The 17,671-nt window shown below is 50.3% G+C and carries 16 protein-coding genes; 13 read left to right on the forward strand and 3 right to left on the reverse strand.

Annotated elements, in window-relative coordinates:
• Positions 1 to 8 precede the first annotated feature (8 nt).
• On the forward strand, positions 9 to 932 hold the full coding sequence (locus BLW97_RS09715; protein WP_031570205.1) for a branched-chain amino acid transaminase: 924 nt from the start codon (positions 9 to 11) through the stop codon (positions 930 to 932).
• Positions 933 to 935: 3 nt separating this feature from the next.
• Positions 936 to 1,148: a zinc-finger domain-containing protein gene (locus BLW97_RS09720; protein ID WP_075323021.1), complete on the forward strand. Its 213-nt coding sequence runs from the start codon at positions 936 to 938 to the stop codon at positions 1,146 to 1,148.
• Between the two features lie 26 nt (positions 1,149 to 1,174).
• Here the strand turns inward: BLW97_RS09720 and dsbD are convergent, their stop codons facing one another.
• On the reverse strand, positions 1,175 to 2,995 hold the full coding sequence (gene dsbD / locus BLW97_RS09725; RefSeq protein WP_075323022.1) for a protein-disulfide reductase DsbD: 1,821 nt from the start codon (positions 2,993 to 2,995) through the stop codon (positions 1,175 to 1,177).
• Positions 2,996 to 3,429: 434 nt separating this feature from the next.
• Here dsbD and BLW97_RS09730 point away from each other — a divergent pair, with 434 nt between their 5' ends.
• The 8 genes from BLW97_RS09730 (at position 3,430) to BLW97_RS09765 (ending at position 10,988) form a co-directional block, all read left to right on the forward strand.
• Positions 3,430 to 4,191, forward strand: coding sequence for an alpha/beta hydrolase (locus tag BLW97_RS09730; RefSeq protein ID WP_075323023.1), 762 nt, complete (start codon positions 3,430 to 3,432; stop codon positions 4,189 to 4,191).
• A 153-nt stretch (positions 4,192 to 4,344) separates the two neighbouring features.
• Entirely contained in the window at positions 4,345 to 4,635 is a 291-nt protein-coding gene (gene groES, locus BLW97_RS09735) for a co-chaperone GroES (RefSeq protein ID WP_010637826.1), read from the forward strand.
• 48 nt (positions 4,636 to 4,683) lie between these two features.
• Entirely contained in the window at positions 4,684 to 6,339 is a 1,656-nt protein-coding gene (gene groL / locus BLW97_RS09740) for a chaperonin GroEL (RefSeq protein WP_024893653.1), read from the forward strand.
• Between the two features lie 407 nt (positions 6,340 to 6,746).
• Positions 6,747 to 7,154 (forward strand): hypothetical protein, encoded by a 408-nt coding sequence (locus BLW97_RS09745; protein WP_139110659.1) that lies wholly within the window; start codon positions 6,747 to 6,749, stop codon positions 7,152 to 7,154.
• A gap of 31 nt (positions 7,155 to 7,185) precedes the next feature.
• Positions 7,186 to 7,617, forward strand: a complete 432-nt coding sequence (locus BLW97_RS09750; protein WP_010637822.1) for a hypothetical protein — start codon at positions 7,186 to 7,188, stop codon at positions 7,615 to 7,617.
• A 49-nt stretch (positions 7,618 to 7,666) separates the two neighbouring features.
• The gene (locus tag BLW97_RS09755; RefSeq protein WP_075323024.1) at positions 7,667 to 9,403 is read left to right on the forward strand and encodes a hypothetical protein; all 1,737 of its coding nucleotides are present in this window, start codon (positions 7,667 to 7,669) and stop codon (positions 9,401 to 9,403) included.
• Positions 9,404 to 9,472: 69 nt separating this feature from the next.
• Positions 9,473 to 10,189, forward strand: a complete 717-nt coding sequence (locus BLW97_RS09760) for a C39 family peptidase (protein WP_077218347.1) — start codon at positions 9,473 to 9,475, stop codon at positions 10,187 to 10,189.
• A 28-nt stretch (positions 10,190 to 10,217) separates the two neighbouring features.
• Complete coding sequence (locus BLW97_RS09765) at positions 10,218 to 10,988, forward strand: hypothetical protein (protein ID WP_075323025.1); 771 nt, start codon at positions 10,218 to 10,220, stop codon at positions 10,986 to 10,988.
• Between the two features lie 73 nt (positions 10,989 to 11,061).
• Here BLW97_RS09765 and BLW97_RS09770 read toward each other — a convergent pair whose 3' ends face one another.
• Positions 11,062 to 12,120 carry a transporter gene (locus BLW97_RS09770; RefSeq protein WP_075323026.1) on the reverse strand — a complete coding sequence of 353 codons (1,059 nt, stop codon included), beginning with the start codon at positions 12,118 to 12,120 and terminating at the stop codon, positions 11,062 to 11,064.
• A 407-nt stretch (positions 12,121 to 12,527) separates the two neighbouring features.
• Here BLW97_RS09770 and BLW97_RS09775 point away from each other — a divergent pair, with 407 nt between their 5' ends.
• The 3 genes from BLW97_RS09775 to BLW97_RS09785 all read left to right on the forward strand — a co-directional run bounded on the left by BLW97_RS09775 (position 12,528) and on the right by BLW97_RS09785 (position 16,496).
• A complete protein-coding gene (locus BLW97_RS09775) occupies positions 12,528 to 13,961 on the forward strand; it encodes a glycosyltransferase family 2 protein (RefSeq protein WP_226826033.1) in 1,434 nt (477 codons plus the stop codon).
• A complete protein-coding gene (locus BLW97_RS09780) occupies positions 13,958 to 15,454 on the forward strand; it encodes a tetratricopeptide repeat protein (protein WP_024895414.1) in 1,497 nt (498 codons plus the stop codon). Before BLW97_RS09775 ends, BLW97_RS09780 begins: the two co-directional genes overlap by 4 nt.
• Before the next feature lie 166 nt (positions 15,455 to 15,620).
• The gene (locus BLW97_RS09785; protein WP_075323027.1) at positions 15,621 to 16,496 is read left to right on the forward strand and encodes a crotonase/enoyl-CoA hydratase family protein; all 876 of its coding nucleotides are present in this window, start codon (positions 15,621 to 15,623) and stop codon (positions 16,494 to 16,496) included.
• Positions 16,497 to 16,513: 17 nt separating this feature from the next.
• Here the strand turns inward: BLW97_RS09785 and BLW97_RS09790 are convergent, their stop codons facing one another.
• Complete coding sequence (locus BLW97_RS09790; protein ID WP_075323028.1) at positions 16,514 to 17,542, reverse strand: Hpt domain-containing response regulator; 1,029 nt, start codon at positions 17,540 to 17,542, stop codon at positions 16,514 to 16,516.
• Positions 17,543 to 17,671: the final 129 nt, after the last annotated feature.

The raw sequence follows: 17,671 nt of genomic DNA on the forward strand, positions 1-17,671 counted from the left end.
AAGTAAAAATGTCCATGGCGGATCGTGACGGTTTTATCTGGTTTGATGGCAAAATGGTGCCCTGGAGAGAAGCTACGGTGCATGGACTGACCCACAGCCTCCATTATGGCATGGGTTGTTTCGAGGGCGAGCGTGCTTATGCCACTCCCCAGGGAGCCGCCATTTTTCGTTTGCCGGAGCATACCAAACGGCTGTTCAACAGCGCCAAAATCCTGCAGATGGACGTACCATTCACGGAAGCAGAAATCAATGCGGCCACCAGGGAAGTGATTCGCGTAAACCAGCTGGAGTCTGCCTACATTCGCCCACTGCTGTTCTATGGCGCCGAAGGCATGGGCCTGTCTGCCAAGGGCCTGAAAGTCCATGCCCTCATTGCTGCCTGGAGCTGGGGCAGTTATCTGGGGCAGGAGGCGCTTGAAAAAGGCATCCGCGTCAAGGTCAGTTCCTTCAATCGTCATCAGGTGAACATCCACCTGTGCAAAGCCAAGGCTACCGGCAATTATATGAACTCCATGCTGGCCCAGCGCGAAGCCTCGTCCTGCGGATATGATGAAGCCTTGCTGCTGGACCGTGAAGGCTATGTAGCCGAAGGTTCCGGAGAAAACGTCTTTATGGTGCGCGACGGAATTCTCTATACACCAACCCTGACCAGTGCCCTGGAAGGCATAACCCGCGACACGATTCTCCGTTTTGCCCGGGATGCCGGCATTCCCATTGTTGAAAAACAACTCACCCGCGATGAATTTTATATTGCCGATGAAGCTTTCTTTACGGGCACCGCCGCCGAAGTCACGCCGATTCGCGAAATTGACGGAAGAGTCATTGGTAGTGGCAGTCGGGGGCCCATCACCAGCCAGCTGCAAAGCCGTTATTTTGATACGGTCGCTGGGCGTCGGGATGATCATCCCGAATGGTTGCATCACGTCGCCTGAATCATGAAAAACACCATTCACTGCTGCAACAAGGGGTTCACCGAGGTAGAGCCCCAACAGTTACCGCTCTATTGCCCACAGCCGGAGATGAGCCGCTGGAACGGTCACCCCCGGGTATTCCTCAAAATTGAAGAAACGGGCGAAGCCCGGTGTCCCTACTGCGGCACGCTCTATATATTGAAGGGTGGGCCGCTGAAAAAGGCGGCAGGACACTAGGTCTGGAGGAATCGGCCGCCTGCCCGTCAGGATTTGGGCAGCCAGCGCATGAAGGCCCGGGGCCCTAAATAGCCCTCCTGCTGGGCCTGCACCTGACCATTTGCGCCTATGGCCATAAATGCCGGCGGGCCAACCAGATTGTAGCGCTTCAACAAAGCCCGACTATTGGCGTCATCCCGGGTCACATCAACACGGATCAACACCCGATTGCGCAGGGCATTTTCCACCTCAGGCGTCGCGAAGGTCACCTTGTCCATGCGCGCGCATTCCACGCACCAGCTGGCCCAATAATCCACCAGGACGGGTCTACCATGAGCCTGCTTCAATGCAGCATCGAGGGCTTGGGGGCTTTTTACTATGCTAAAGTGCAAAGCAGCCTGCTGTGAGCGGTCTGCACCTTTTCCCGCCTCCAGGACTCTTGAGAACGGCTGTAGCGGATCACTGGCACCGCTCAACGCGCCCATCCCCATCACCAGACCATAGGCAAGCACGAGGATTCCCACGCCTTTCCGGAAGCGTCTCCAGCCTGTGGCTTCAGCCCCCAAAGCGTCCAGCGCCCCCAGGTAGATAGAGGAAATCACGGCCAGCGCTGCCCAAAGCGCCAGACTGACTGCTCCTGGCAGCACCCGGGCCATCAGCCAGATGGCCACCCCCAACATCAGCACGCCAAATATGGCCTTGACTGCGTCCATCCAGGCACCGGCACGCGGCAACAACCGCCCCGCCGAAGTCCCGATAATCAAGAGGGGCAAGCCCATCCCCAGACTCAGGACAAACAGCGACAGTCCGCCCAAAAATACATTACCTGTCTGGGAAATGAACAATAAGGCCCCTGCCAATGGTGCCGCCACACAAGGACCGACAATGAGCGCCGACAAGGCTCCCATGACAAAACTACTGAACAGATGTCCGCCCTTTCCCAAGCCGGAAAGCCGGGTTTGCAAACTACTGGGCATTTGCAACTCATAAAACCCGAACATGGAAAGCGCCAATAACACAAATATCGATGCGAATGCACCCAGAATCCAGGGATTCTGAAAAACAGCCTGCAGGTAGGCGCCCGTGATTGCTGCCAACACGCCCGCAATGGTGTAAGTCAACGCCATGCCCAAAACATAAGCCAGCGACAAAGTAAAAGCCCGGGATTTCTGTGCGCCCCGTTTGGCTTCCTGCCCGACAATCAGCGCAGACAAAATAGGAATCATCGGAAATATACAGGGTGTAAAAGCCAGCCCCAGACCGGCAACAAAAAACAGTCCTAAAGTCAGCCAGAAACTGTCCTGCAGAGCGCCCGCCAATACTCCGGCATTACTGCTACTTTTTACCGGTGAAGACCGGGAATGGGGACTGGGTAGCGAAGCGGTCGGTATCGGTGCGGAAGCCGGGGCCAGCAAGGACAGCTGTACCGTCTTGCTTTGTTCGGGATAACAAACCCCCGCGTTGGCACAGCCCTGATAAGTGGCTTTGACGGTCAGCGTGCCCGGCGGGGTGCCTTTGACCGAGAAAGGAATGATGACGCTGTTCTCGCCCTCCAGAACCCGCATTTTTCCAAACGCCGGATCATTCAGCATCACCCCCTTGGGAAGCGTGTACTTTCCCAACAAAATGCTGGTGGGCAGCACCGAGACCTGAATGCGATCTCTATATAGGTGATAACCGGGCGCCACATCCCAGCGCAACTGCAGATGGTCGGGACTGGACAACTTCGCGGAAAAGCTGAACGCCTGATCCGGACTGAGAAAATGATCAGCATGGGCATAACTGGCACTCAGCCCAAATAACAGAACTGCACTACATAAAATAATGAACCTGGCCCAAAGGGTCCTATGTGCCTGCAGAACAACCATGCCGATTTTGCTCCCGAACCTGTAGATGAAAGCCCCTGCAGGGGCTTAAAAGAGGAAAGTATTGCAGCCTACCCTTCTCAGTTACTAGCAACAAGCAGGCCATAGCCCTGCTGAGCAGGCATTACAAGCGGCCTTGAAGAAAATTTTGCTGCTCAGGAACTTTTTGAATGGTCCATGCTCCAATCTTATGCAAGCGGCTGTGATAGGTTGCGAGCGCATGTTTCTTCCTCCTTTGGTGGTTTTAGGGCGAGTCTTCGGATTTCGCCCTTCTTTTTTCCGACCGGTCGGGATGTTATTTGCAAGGAGCGTCACCATTTGCTAATATAATTAGGCGATCTGCATCAGTAAGTTTGGATTGCGAGCGCATGTTTCTTTCCTCCTTTGTGGTTTTAGGGCGACTATAGTGTCGCCCTTTTTTATGTGGAGCCACAGCCATGATGCCTTCTGCCGAACGCCCCTTTACGCTTGTTCATGCCAACGGTGAGCGCCTTGCCGGACTCATTCACGAAACCCATCAAGACCCGGTAGGCATTTTTCTGCCGGGCTTTGCTTCCAACATGAATGGCTCCAAATCCCGACTTCTGGCCGAATATGCACAAAATCAGGGGTGGTCGTGGGTGCGCTTTGATCCCCGGGGGGTCGGCCGCTCTGATGGACTTTTTGAACAGCTGACCCTCTCTCGTTATCTGGAAGACCTCCGCCTGATTCTGCAAATGCTGGAAAAGCGGCCTGTCATTCTGGTCGGCTCCAGCATGGGCGGATGGCTGGCCACCCTTGCCGCGACACGCTGGCCGGAACGCTTGCGCGCTCTTCTGCTGATTGCGCCAGCCTACAACTTCATTCAGACACTCTTTCAAACCCTTTCGCCAGAAGATCAACACCGCTGGCAAACCAGTAACCTGCGCTGTTGGCAGGATCATTACGGCCTGGGTGAATTGCGCATGCGCTTCGATCTGGTGGCTGACAGCTGGCGCTATGATTTACTGCGCTTCCCGGTGCATCTGCATTGTCCGGTGGAAATCCTGCATGGTACTGACGATGAGGCTGTCCCCCTGCAGCAAACCTATCAATTCGCAGCCCACGCTCATTGTGAACAGCTCGCCGTGCGCGCCCTCCCCGGTATCAATCACCGCTTACAAGGTGCGGATCGGATATTGCTGCAGAGCCTTTCCGGACTCTGGGCGCCGCTTACCTAAAAAGCGCCGGATGATCGGACAGCGCACTAAAATCATGTAGTGCCCCCTTGACAGAGAAATCTCAGCGCCTATGATTAGCACTCGATGGGTGTGACTGCTAACAACACCCAGGATGAAGACATCCATTCACTTGTAAAAACGAGGAAATGCTCAATGAAACTGCGTCCTTTACATGATCGCGTCGTTATTCGTCGTCTGGAAGAAGAGCAGAAGACCGCCGGTGGGATCATCATTCCCGATACGGCCAAGGAAAAACCCGTGCGTGGCGAAATCGTCGCTGCTGGTCACGGCAAAATTCTGGAAGACGGCAAAGTCCGTGCCCTTGATGTCAAAAAAGGGGATCACGTCCTGTTTGCCAAATATGCCGGCACCGAAATTAAGGTGGAAGGCGAAGAGCTGCTGGTGATGCGTGAAGACGACATCATGGCGGTCATCGAAAAGTAAGCGTTGCTGAATATATCAACCCTTATTCATTTATTTTGAGGAGTATTTATGCCAGCCAAACAAGTTGCCTTTGCTGAACACGCCCGCGAAAAAATGTTGCGCGGCGTCAACGTACTTGCCGATGCCGTCAAGGTCACCCTGGGCCCGAAGGGTCGTAATGTGGTGCTCGACAAGTCATTCGGTGCCCCCACCATCACCAAGGACGGTGTCTCCGTCGCCAAGGAAATTGAACTGGCCGACAAGTTCGAAAACATGGGCGCACAGATGGTGAAAGAAGTCGCCTCCCAGGCTTCCGATGAAGCCGGTGATGGAACCACCACCGCCACGGTTCTGGCCCAGGCCATCATCCGCGAAGGCCTCAAGGCCGTCATCGCCGGCATGAACCCCATGGACCTGAAGCGCGGCATCGATAAGTCTGTCGCCGTTATTGTCGAAGAGCTGAAGAAGCAGTCCAAGCCCTGCAAAACCCAGAAGGAAGTGGCCCAGGTTGGCACCATTTCTGCCAACTCTGATGACTCCATCGGCAAAATCATCGCCGAAGCCATGGAAAAAGTGGGTAACGAAGGCGTCATCACGGTCGAAGAAGGCTCTGGCCTCGACAACGAACTGGACGTCGTGGAAGGTATGCAGTTTGATCGCGGCTACCTGTCCCCCTACTTCGTCAACAACCAGGACAAGATGGTTGCCGATCTGGAGAATCCCTACATCCTCCTGCACGACAAGAAAATCTCTTCCATTCGCGACATGCTGCCGGTCCTCGAACAGGTCGCCAAGTCCAGCCGTCCGTTGCTGATCATTGCTGAAGACGTGGAAGGCGAAGCCCTGGCGACCCTGGTCGTCAACACCATGCGGGGCATCATCAAGGTTGCTGCCGTCAAGGCGCCCGGCTTTGGTGACCGTCGCAAGGCGATGCTCGAAGACATGGCCATTCTCACCGGCGGCCGCGTGGTCTCCGAAGAAATCGGCATGAAACTGGAAAGCACCACCCTTGCCGATCTCGGTCAGGCCAAGAAAATCGTCATTGACAAGGAAAATACCACCATTATTGATGGTGCTGGCCAGCAGAGCGAAATCAAGGCCCGCGTCGAGCAGATCCGTCGTCAGATGGAAGATGCCAGCTCCGACTACGACCGTGAAAAACTCCAGGAACGGGTCGCCAAACTGGCCGGCGGCGTTGCGGTCATCAAGGTCGGTGCCGGTTCCGAAATGGAAATGAAGGAAAAGAAGGCCCGTGTCGAAGACGCCCTGCACGCTACCCGTGCAGCTGTCGAGGAAGGCATTGTCCCCGGTGGTGGTGTGGCTCTGGTCCGCGCCCGTCACGCTCTGGAGAAATTCAAGGCTGCCAACCATGATCAGGATATGGGTGTGGCCATCATTCGTCGCGCCATTGAAGAACCTTTGCGGCAGATTGTGGCTAACGCCGGTGGTGAAGGCAGCGTTATTCTGAACAAGGTGGTCGACGGTAAGGATGGTTATGGTTACAACGCCGCCACCGACGAATATGGTGACATGTTCGAAATGGGCGTCATTGACCCGACCAAGGTTACCCGCACCGCGTTGCAGAAGGCCTCCAGCATTGCCGGCCTGATGATCACCACGGAAGCCATGGTTACCGAACTGCCCAAGAAGGATGACAAGGCAGGCGGCGATATGGGTGGTGACATGGGTGGTATGGGCGGCATGGGTGGTATGGGCGGCTTCTAAGCCTCGTCACCCGCAGTCTGTAGTATCGTAAAACCGGTCCTCCTGATGGGGGCCGGTTTTTTTTTGCGTAAAAAACCGTTCCACATTCAGTACGTTATTTTCAAGATATCAGTGAGATATTTATTCTTAAAACCGTTTTAAATCAACATATAAACTAACAACAGAATCGGCCGTATCAAAAAAATTACAATCATACAAAGATCTCTTCATGATTGTTTTTATTATCAATTTACTACTATAGCTGAATTCTTTGTGTAAGCGTGGTCATCATCCTGTTACACACAAGCGATCCAGGCTCAAGAACCTTCCGCTCAAAAATAATTAACATGCTGTTCTATATATAATTTAATAAGTGGCACGATAACTGCTATTGGTGAACGTACAGTCAACTTCATGGTGCTACGAAAATGAACACACTTCATAGGATCGCCGTAAATTATAAATGGTCAATATTAGCTTTTAGCTTGGTATCCTTCGTACCCTTTGTTGGATTGTCGCAAGCAGATACCTTGGTATCTGGCAAGCAAATTCAGAAGGAAGCAATCCTGTTTCATCAACAAAAAAATTTACAAAAAATGCTCGCTGGAACACGCAACGCAACTCATCAATTTGGAATAGACAGCAAGGTATCTGATCAACAGTTGGCGAAAGTTTCGGGCAAAGGTATTCCAGTTAATCTGCCTACGATTGGTCGCAACAGTAATGACGTGGTTCTTTGGGATGAACTGCAGAACCGCTCGGGCGGCGGTAAAACCTCCATCGAATGGGGCGCAGGAAACAATCTCCAAACCATGAGCATGTCGACAAATCGCTAACTGATTTTTCAGATTAAAGGGGCAGAACGCAATGAAATCAGAATTTCTTTTAGGATTAGCCTTGATATTTGGAGGATTTTCCTTAAACGCTGCTGCCGCTTCTCAGAAGGTATCCGTAAATCATTCAAGCAGCATTATTGAAGGCAATGCGTTTGTAAACGGTACGGGCGTTATGGCTATTAACGAAGTTGCAGGCGTAGGCAATGCTCAAGCCAACAGCGTCCAGATGGTTATTGGTACTATCAGACCCGTATCAAATAACATTTTATCGCAAAGCGTCACAAATATTGATTCATCCAAAAAAGATCCATCATCAACACCCAAGATTTTGAATAGCGTTAAAATTAGTTCCACCGCTTTCAAAGGCGCTGAAGGCATTGCACAGATCAACCAAGTTTCAGGATCTGGCAACACCTCAGCCAACAGTTTCGCACTCGGGATAGCCCCCGGGGTGATTCACTAGGCAGTATCTACTTTGTTGTTTGTGTTTAAACCCACTCAAGGAGAATAGCATGAAAACCTCTATCAAGTTAAGCCCAGTTGCCATTGCCATCGCCGCTCTTATGGCCGCTCCCATGGCGTTCGCTGCTGGTGCCAATGTCGACAACGGTCAGCAGAGCCAGAGCAACACCCAGATTTCTGTTATGAATTCGACCAACTATGCCAACATGCTGGGAAAGGCTGGTGCGGGCAGCAAGGGTAACGTTGGCGTCAATATCGCTACCGGTAACCAGAACCAGCAGTCCAATGCCGGCTCCCTGGCCGCCAACGGCAAAACCAAAGTCACATCAACTGCTTCTGCCTCTGCCAGCCAGGATCAGGGCGGCAATCTTGCCATCCAGGTGGTTAACGGCAGTAACAATGTCAACATGAGCGATCATGCTCTATCAGACGCATCAGGTAATATTGGTGCAAATATGGCCTCTGGCATATTCAATCAGCAGCAGAACAACTTAGCAGTGTCTTCTGCCAAGAAGGCTAAGAGTTCAACCGCAGCCACCGGCACCTCCCAAAATGTTGGTCAGAATATGAGTGCTAGTGCCGACAATTACGGCGGCCAGGGAAATGCCAACAACACCCAAATCGGAGGCAATGCCTTGAGCAAGGCTTCTGGCAACATTGGCGTCAATCAGGCTGCAGGTATCAGCAACCAACAGAGCAATTCTCTGGCGCTGGCTTCCGTGAGCAAGAAAACCTCAATGTCCAGTGCTTCCACAAATACCGCACAGAGCCAAGAGCAAAATCTCGCAATACAGGTGGCAGGAGGCGCCAACGCTGTCGACCTGACCGCCAACGCCCTGAAAGGAGCCACTGGAAACATCGGAGTGAACATGGCTTCGGGCAGCTTTAACCAACAGCAGAACAGCACTTCCATCGCTAGTGCTGCCAAGAAAGCCGGCAAAGTGGACTCAGCCACCAACACTAGCCAAAGCATGGACAATGAGGCCAACCTCAGCACCCTGAACTATGGATCTGTGGTCGGCGGAAGCAACGAGACGGGATTGTATGGGCATGTATTGAGCAACGCTTCTGGCAACATCGGTCTTAATCAGGCTGCCGGTATCAGCAATCAGCAAAGCAACTCCCTGGCTATTGCCACCGGCAACAAGAGTAAAACTGCTACGGCCACTGCTGATACCAGCCAGTCTATGGGTGGTATCTTGAGTTCTCAGGGCGTTCCGGTAATTTTTGGATCCTTGGCTTGGTCTTTGTCTAACCAGAACAATGCCGCCGGAATTGGTAGCAACGCTCTGAAGCATGCTGCCGGCAACATCGGGGTTAACCTCGCTTCTGGCGCCAACAATCAACAGGCCAACTCTACAGCTCTGAGCTATGTCAGCAAAGGGAAGAAAGGTTCGGCCAGCGCTATGGCTACAGCTGGTACCACTCAATATTCGGTCAGCAACATTGCCTCAGACACCAACACCACCGATTCCAGCTTCATCAATGGCAATGCAGCAAAGGGCGCCGTCGGCAATATCGGCATCAACTTGGCTACTGGGGTCCAGAACCAACAGCAGAATGGTCTGGCACTGGTTTCCGTCGCCTCTAACCGGGCCATGGCAACGGCTAGCGCACCTGTCAGCCAGATGGCTGACGCCAATTTGGGCGGCACCGTGGGCTCGACCTACACTAGCAGTGTTAGCGGCCATGCCCTGCAAAATGCCTCAGGTAATATTGGTCTAAACGTCGCCGCCGGAAACGGCAACCAGCAGTCCAATACCATGGCGATTGCCAGCGTACAGTAAGCACCAGATGAAACTACGCCACCCCTATGGGGTGGCGGTTTTACAAAAATTCATCAGGAGGCTGTCGTCATGTTTAAATCCAAAGTAATACGTCCTTTTGTCTTGTCCAGCCTGATCATGGCAGGGGTGTTTGCTTTTACCCAAAGCAGCGAAGTCAGGGCAGCAGCCTTTGGCGGCATAATTCCCGGAGCAGGCGTGATTCATGTGCCCGTCGTAAACATGATAGGCATGCACTTCATCCATGTAGTGCGGCAACGCACGGATTTTTCCTGTGGTGCGGCATCATTGGCAACTATCCTCAAATACGCATTCGGTCAGAATGTTGACGAAGAAGAGGTCATAAAAGGCCTGTTCACCGTGAGCAATCCAGCAGAAGTCAAAGAAGTCGGGTTTTCCATGCTCGATCTTAAAAAGTATGTAGATAAAATCGGATTAAAGGGCGAAGGGTATGTGGTTACCCCAGAAGAGCTTGAGAAAATTCACATTCCAGTCATTGTGTTATTGGATCTAGGTGGATACAAACATTTTGTCGTTCTTGAAAAAACAGGCACAAAACACGTTTATCTGGCAGATCCTGCACTGGGGAATCGCATCATGCCTAAGGAACAGTTTCTCAAGGACTGGAACAATATTGTTTTTGCTGTATTTGGAAAAGGGTTTGAACCTCATTCGGTGCTTCTGACGCCACCAGAACCCCCCAGTGCCCTTAAACTGCTGCATGGCATTTTACCCAATACAAAAGTATCGCCGGTGCATTTCGGTTTTGATCAGGCAAATTACTTTTAGTTATAAATATACTTGAGAGAGGCTCATCATGAATGGATACCTACTACATAAAACCGCTGCCATGGCGGGTTGTTGTATGGCTGCATCGGCGCTGCTTCTCAGTCCAGCTGCTTTGGCAATAACACTACAACAGCAACTACCAATCAGTTTCAAACCGGTACCCAATCAGGTACTAGCCAAGATGGTGGGGCGTGGGGTCATTGGAGGTTCCATTGTTTATTTTGGCGTCGAAATGCAAACCAACTGGACATCCGCAAACAATAAAACACCCATGCACAGCACCATGAATGTCGCACTGAACAGTTCCGGGAATATTTTCTTACCTACTGTTACCTATTCTATAAATGGCAATCTACCTCAAGCTACCCAAAGCGCCAACAATCAAGTTGATGGTAGCGGACTAAATAACAACAAAGGAGTAACACAAGCCATTCAAATTGCGGGGGATAGCAACTCCATTCAGAACAGAATGTCATTGAATGTGGTTAAAGGAGCACCGATCACCCCTACTTCTGGCACGGCCCTAACCGAAGGCGTAAACAATATAAATAATACGACTACCATGACTGTACAAAATGGACAGTTATCCATGGCAATCAATAATGGAGGGGCCTCTATTCGTCAAGGTATAGGAACCAATGGCCTGTTCCAAATTGCTCAGGTGGGTACAAATCTAAACATCATACAAAATCAAATGAAACTTACCTTAGGCGTTAATCAAAACAAAGTGAATCCTCAGAATCTCGCGCAATTACAGAGCGTTTTAGGTGGGATGCGTGGATTATCGGCTACACCATAAAATTTTTGTGTATCAAAAATTGGAGATAGCTTAATCTTAAGTTATCTCCCAAGGTGTTTTTTATTAGATTACATCAGAAATTATACGGAATAGTGGCCGTAAGCTGAAAACTCGGCGCGCTACTTGTGATGCCAGCGCCAAGATTCATAATCAATGAGGTTTTCGAATTAAAGGCATAAGTCATTCCAACATTGGCGATGGCAACATTGGCACCACTTCCGACCAGAGTTGTCCATGGGCCACCTGGAGTCCTGATTTGTGTGTCGGACTGGATACGATCCGCAAATGAAGTGCTCAGACTGAGTCGATCGTTCAACGCAAAAGCCACTCCTAAGCTGTATTGAAATGCATTTCCTAATGCCACTTCTCCAGGCTGAATCTGATCCATTGTGGTGCTGATATCTGGAAAATTTTTATTGAAATTATAATAATAACTGACACTTCCAAAAAAAATCGCAGGATCCGAGGTGGCCACAAATGAGAGCCCCGGGTTCAAGGTCCAAACGCCATTACCTGTAGGCAGCTTAGTGGGAACAATGAGATTTGAGTTGCCAGCATCAGGCTGATAGACCTTTATTCCATATGGGTTTATGCCAGTGGGTGCAGTCAGTAGAAGACTCGCTGTCAAACTGGGTAGATTTTTACTTTCCTTGAAAATCTGGTAGTAACCGCCAAAACTAATATCTCCAAGACGCGGACCGCCCGAGGAAACTGTCGCTTGACTGTAGCTCTTAGAGGCATATTGTGCACCGCCAATCTGGTAAACACTCTGGCGATAGACAATTGGCACGTTGAGCACCAACTGCAAACGATTGGATATAGGATAGTAGGCTGATTCAGTAAATGTATAAATACTTGAATTGACTTTCGAAATATTTATATTTCCCAGAAATATAGCACCCAGGGCAAGAAACCCGTTGAGATTCAGCGTGTTTTGATCTGAGTAGGCATAGGAAACACTGGATTGCAGCGTTAGTTGCGGATAAAAGAAATCTGAATTTTGTTGCAGAATCGCTTTTTTGCTGGCGGACTCTGGCGGGGCTTTGAGAGTTTGATCTGCCGCATTAGCTTCTATAGAGGTCAATCCAGTCAAGGCTGTGAGGGCAAGGCCAAGAACAAATCGATTTCGCATATTTAAGATACTCCTAATGTTTCTATTTCTCGGGCCACACATCGGCTGTAGCACACCTTAGTGAAAATTTTGCCTTTATCGGGAAAAGCATAACCCAAGTAGCATTGTTTGGATACCCAGAGAAAGGTATTCAGACCAACTGTTTCCTCTACCTAATCTCTAACGCATCATTGGCCACCAATAAGCACGAAAAAATGTTGTAACGCGGATGGAACAGTCAAAATAAATTTGTAACAAATTGAAAAACAAGAACTAATAGCCACAATTCAATCATTTTTGTATTATTTTAGGTATTTTTTTATGAGTCGATGATACGAAAAAATCATATCTCACTGAAAAATATTGTATTTATAATGGCACACTATTTGCTTTAACCTTGTGAACAAGACAAAATGGCTGGAATGAACATGCTAGAAACAAGAACTGAGAAAGAATCAAATCAAAATATGGCTGCCACATTGCATCCACAAAAGGGTATAACCTTTGTGAAGCCAGAAGCAGCAACCAAAGAAAAAATAAACGTAAGAAACCAAACAGATAAGAAAATTTATATTCCTGTTTACAGCAAATTTCTCATTGCACAGCTTGGTGCCCTTCTGTGGGTTCTATTCAGCATCTGGATCGCCCTACCCTGGATAGATAGTCTCGCTGATATATTTGGATGGGTGCTGACCATATTCGCGATTGGTGGCATGGCTATCGTGCCTGGCTATATTTCTGGCATAATTATATTTAGCATTCTACTGGATCGAAGGCCTCCTGTAAAAATACCGGGAGAGCTACCCGCATTGAGCATATTAATTGCCGCCTACAACGAGGAGAATGCTATTGAGGACACTCTCAAATCCATCCTCACTCAAGATTATTCTGGAAGCATAGAAATCATTGTTATTGACGATGGATCCACTGATCAAACAACCAATATTATCGAAACAATTACCGACCCGAGAATACAGCTTATTAAGCAGAAAAAGAATCAGGGTAAAGCAAGCGCACTGAATGCAGGTTTGGCTGTGGCTTCGTATGACCTCATCATTACCGTGGATGCTGATACTTTCCTGTACAAAAATGCCTTGAAATACATCGTCGGCCGCTATCTTGGAGATCCTGAGGGTACCGCTGCAGTTGCTGGCGCCATTGCGGTACGTAACTCAAGAAAATCATGGGTTACCAGGGTGCAGGAATGGGATTACTTTCACGGCATTGCGGTAGTCAAAAGAGTTCAAAGTCTGTATCAGGGCACTCTGGTCGCTCAGGGGGCTTTTTCCTTATATCAGCGCGACTTGGTCAAGGAAATGGGTGGATGGGCTCCTTGCGTCGGGGAAGATATTGTCCTTTCCTGGGGATTGCTCAAGCAGGGTTACCGGATTGGTTATGCAGAGAATGCCGTTGTTTTTACCAATGTACCAGAAACCTACAAGCAGCTTTTTAATCAGCGTCGTCGTTGGGCACGCGGCATGTTTGAAGCAATACGGGCACATCCTGGCATTTTTTTAAAAAGAAGAATAACTCTGCAGTTCGTTTTTATGAATATGTTATTTCCATGGCTGGACATTAGTTACCTTTTGTTTTTTATCCCGGGGATTATTGCTGCGTGCTTTGGATTTTTCCTGCTTGCAGGGCCAATAACCCTCTTGCTTTTACCTTTGGCAGCACTGAATAACGTCGTGATTTTCTCAGTACAAAGCACCATGTTTAAAGAACGCGGAATACACATTCGCAAAAATCTTCGTGGTATGTTTCTTTATGTATTTCTTTCGCAATTACTTATGTCTCCAGCCTCTCTTGCCGGATATGGTTCAGAATTGTTAAGCCTGAGAAAAAAATGGGGTACCAAGTGAAAAAAAACCCTATTCAAATCGTGGTGGTCATTAGTGGGCTGATGTTTTTTTGTGGTACCACCGTTGCGGTCGCCGACCCGGGACAAGATATCCGACTCGGGCGTCAGGCTTTGACCCAGGAACATCCTGATTTGGCTTTGTCTTATTTTCGTAAAGCCAGAAATGAAATCAATCGCCATCCCGACAAATACCATGATGATCAGCTTGCCGCCCTGTCTGGTCTTGGTTATGCCGCACTCTGGGTTGGTAATTCTCACGAAGCAGAAAGCGCTTATTCCAAGGGCATCTCCATCGCCCATAGCCCTGAAGACCAAAAAACCATGCGCGTAGGTCTCGCCAGAGCACTGATCAATTTGGGGCGCCCCAGAGAAGCTTATGATATTTTAAAACCGGTTCGCAGCATGGGTGCCGACCCGCAATTACAATCTGCCATTGCCAGCGCTTTACTGAGTTGGGATACGGTTGCCCAGAAACATCTGAACCTGGCCGCACCCCATGGGGTTTACCCTGGACCCCAATGGCAGGCGCAACTTTTTAGGCAAACTTCGGATTTTGTATACTATCCTTTGCATGATCGTATTAACGTGGGCTATCAGTACAGCAGCGATAGCGACCACAACATCAATCAAATATACCAAGCCGGGGTTACCATTCCCGGCGACGGCCCCGGTGACAACAGCCTCAGCCCCACCATGTGGTACGCTGGCTTTCGCCAAACGCAAATCAATGACAGCAATGGTCAGATTGGCATTTCGACCGTGGAAGGTGGCTGGTCTGCGCCAATCAATACCAACTGGAATTACAGCATACTTGGCGGAGTCAGCACCGCCAGAAACTGGACATTTGGAAGACTGGACGGGCAGCTGAATTATCAACCCAGCGATTCCTGGGGCCTCAATCTCAGCTTTGATCAACAACCGATTCGTACGGTTACTGCCGTGGACAACAAAATTCTCATCAATACAGTCAGTTTGGGGGGCTTCGGGCGTCTCAGGAATATTGGTACTGTGGGTGCCGCTTATTTTCATCAGGCTTTTAGCGATGGCAACCAGCGTGACGGAGTAGTCGTTCGTGTTACTCCTGAGTTTTATAGTTTTAGCAGTTTGCCTATCAGTCTTGGAGTTCAGGGATATTTCAGGGCATATACCAGCGGAACGCCTTTGCAAATTCCATATATTGACTCCTTGGGGAAACCAAGACAAAGAAACGCATATTTCAGCCCCCATCACTACAGGGAAGCATTAGGTTATATTATTTATGTGCAGAAATTCTCTCCATACTCGGTGATGCGCCTGTACGCCGGGTATGGAGACCAGACCATAAATGGCGTCACCACGCCCATCACTGACTTTTACGGCACCATTACCGGCATAGTTTCAAAATATTTACAGTTCAGCCTCACCGGTGGTTATTCTCAGGTAGCCAGCGCTTACGGAGGAGGCCCAGGCTATCATCGGAGTTACGTGGGGGCCAACCTGACCATACCGTTTTAAGCGCAATCCTGAGTAGTGAACCAGATATCCGCAGGACCACATCCGCTAAACCCGTCATGCTGGCAGGACTATGGCAAGGACAACGGCACTATTGCTAAGCCTCCCAAAATTCGTCAAATTGGGGGGCGCAGTCCATCCCCATAAAATTACTTAATTGGAGCCGAGAATGAACAGCATGCCCCAGCTTGTGCCAAACCCGATTGCTCAAGCCGATCCGCAATACCGGCAACTGCGCACGCACTACGACAGCGTTTATCAGACCCTGTGGTATTACCTGAATGGCCAGCCCCGTCCCTGTTTTACCCCAACCCTGTTGACAGAACTTCAGCACCTTTACACGCAGCTTCGCGCCGAACTGACGACGCCTGAAGGCCGCGAGATCCGTTTTCTGGTAGGTTGTTCCGATGTCCCGGGTGTGTTCAATCTGGGCGGCGACCTGCATTTGTTTCGACACCTGATCGCGCAACAAGATCGCGCCGGTTTGCTGCACTATGGGGTTTCCTGCATTGAGGCGCTGTACGTCAACATCACCCATCTCGATGCAGATTTGACGACTATTTCCCTGGTACAGGGGGACGCCTTGGGCGGTGGCTTTGAAAAGGCTTTGTCCAGTAACGTACTCATTGCCGAACGCAGTGCCAAAATGGGCATGCCGGAAATATTGTTCAACCTGTTTCCCGGCATGGGGGCTTATAGTTTGTTGCAGCGTAAAATTGGCATGGTTGCCACAGAAAAAATGATTTTGAGCGGACGCATTTACCAGGCAGAAGAACTGCATGACATGGGCGTAGTCGATATTCTGGCGGAAGACGGGGAAGGAGAGCGTACCGTTTACGCCTATATCAAAAAACATCTGCATGCAGCCAATGGCTATGCGGCATTGCGACGGGTGCGTGACCTCTGCGCGCCCATTACCTACGAAGAATTGTATGCGACGGTCGAAATCTGGGTGGAGGCGGCCTTGCGACTGACCAGTAAGGACTTGCGGATGATGGACAGGCTGATCGCCAGACAGTCGGCCCGGCATGCCGAAACAGTCTGAATCAGGCGAGTGCAGGGTCATCGTGTCTGGCGCTGGCCGTCGAGATAGGCGGTGAGTGCCCGGCAGGTTTTATGGAAATTTTGCTGGAGTGCTGCGGAAATATTCAGGATTTCAGCACCGCTCATTGCATGGGGTTTCAATGCCTCCGCCTGTAAGCAGTTTTCCAGCAGGGCGTGGGCGCCCATTTGCACGCTGCTGCCTTTCAGGGCATGAATGGCATCCTGATAGCCGGGGTAGTCTTCCTGCTGCAGGGCTGTCTGTATGACCCGCAGCAACTGTTCACCATCCTGGGCAAAATCGCGCAGGATCTCCGCCAGAAATTCCGGCCCACCCAAATCCACAATCCCCTGCAATGCGGACTCATCAATCAAGGCCCCGGAACGCGTAGCGGCTGCTGAAGCCGTGGACCCCACCGGCGCTTTTGCGGAAGCCGCCCGGGGTTGGCACAATCGGGCAATCTGGTCCAAAAGCATACGGGCATCCACCGGCTTGGTGAGGTACGCACTGGCCCCGGCTTCCAGACAAGCCTGCATGGATTCGGGCGTGGCATCGGCGGTGAGCATGATGACCGGAACCGGATGCACAGTTTCCATCATCTGATAGGCTTTCAGGACATCCAGTCCGCCCTTGCCGGGCATGTTGCGGTCGAGAATCAACAAGTCCAGAGGAAAGCTGCTTTCCGCCAGAATATCCAGGGTTTCTTCGCTATCGCTGGAAACGCGCACATGGTGTCCCGCCTGCCGTAAAATCCCCTGTACCACTTTCTGGTTAATGATATTGTCTTCGGCAACCAGTATGGACAGGCCTTTTTTACCCTGGCTTTGCTGATAATGATCATGCAGAGAAACAATATTGTTGCCCATGTTTTCCCGGGGGTTCTGCACGGTATGCACCAGGTTGAACAGCATTTTTTTGTCGATGGGCGTCGTTAAGACCGCACTGAAGCCCATATCCTGGAAATAGCGGTCAAAACGCAAGGAGGCATCGCTGACCAGCACCCAAGGCGTATGACCTATCAGTTGCTCTATGGTGGACCCCTCTGTCAAGACAATAATCAGCCGAGTTTAAGAGGGTAACCTTTCACACGCAGCGGCACGGCGCTGCCCCGGTTTTGCTTCTGATTCTGTTTCCTGACGATTTTCTTTTTTCGCGGTGAATTTTTCCACTATCGTTGC

The sequence above is a fragment of the Acidithiobacillus albertensis genome, assembly GCF_001931655.1.
GTDB lineage: Bacteria > Pseudomonadota > Gammaproteobacteria > Acidithiobacillales > Acidithiobacillaceae > Acidithiobacillus > Acidithiobacillus thiooxidans.

Coding starts and splice junctions, on each gene's coding strand:
- BLW97_RS09715 (WP_031570205.1), top strand. CDS start 9: ATGTCCATGGCGGATCGTGACGGTTTTATCTGGTTTGATGGCAAAATG.
- BLW97_RS09720 (WP_075323021.1), top strand. CDS start 936: ATGAAAAACACCATTCACTGCTGCAACAAGGGGTTCACCGAGGTAGAG.
- dsbD (WP_075323022.1), bottom strand. CDS start 2,995: ATGGTTGTTCTGCAGGCACATAGGACCCTTTGGGCCAGGTTCATTATT.
- BLW97_RS09730 (WP_075323023.1), top strand. CDS start 3,430: ATGATGCCTTCTGCCGAACGCCCCTTTACGCTTGTTCATGCCAACGGT.
- groES (WP_010637826.1), top strand. CDS start 4,345: ATGAAACTGCGTCCTTTACATGATCGCGTCGTTATTCGTCGTCTGGAA.
- groL (WP_024893653.1), top strand. CDS start 4,684: ATGCCAGCCAAACAAGTTGCCTTTGCTGAACACGCCCGCGAAAAAATG.
- BLW97_RS09745 (WP_139110659.1), top strand. CDS start 6,747: ATGAACACACTTCATAGGATCGCCGTAAATTATAAATGGTCAATATTA.
- BLW97_RS09750 (WP_010637822.1), top strand. CDS start 7,186: ATGAAATCAGAATTTCTTTTAGGATTAGCCTTGATATTTGGAGGATTT.
- BLW97_RS09755 (WP_075323024.1), top strand. CDS start 7,667: ATGAAAACCTCTATCAAGTTAAGCCCAGTTGCCATTGCCATCGCCGCT.
- BLW97_RS09760 (WP_077218347.1), top strand. CDS start 9,473: ATGTTTAAATCCAAAGTAATACGTCCTTTTGTCTTGTCCAGCCTGATC.
- BLW97_RS09765 (WP_075323025.1), top strand. CDS start 10,218: ATGAATGGATACCTACTACATAAAACCGCTGCCATGGCGGGTTGTTGT.
- BLW97_RS09770 (WP_075323026.1), bottom strand. CDS start 12,120: ATGCGAAATCGATTTGTTCTTGGCCTTGCCCTCACAGCCTTGACTGGA.
- BLW97_RS09775 (WP_226826033.1), top strand. CDS start 12,528: ATGCTAGAAACAAGAACTGAGAAAGAATCAAATCAAAATATGGCTGCC.
- BLW97_RS09785 (WP_075323027.1), top strand. CDS start 15,621: ATGAACAGCATGCCCCAGCTTGTGCCAAACCCGATTGCTCAAGCCGAT.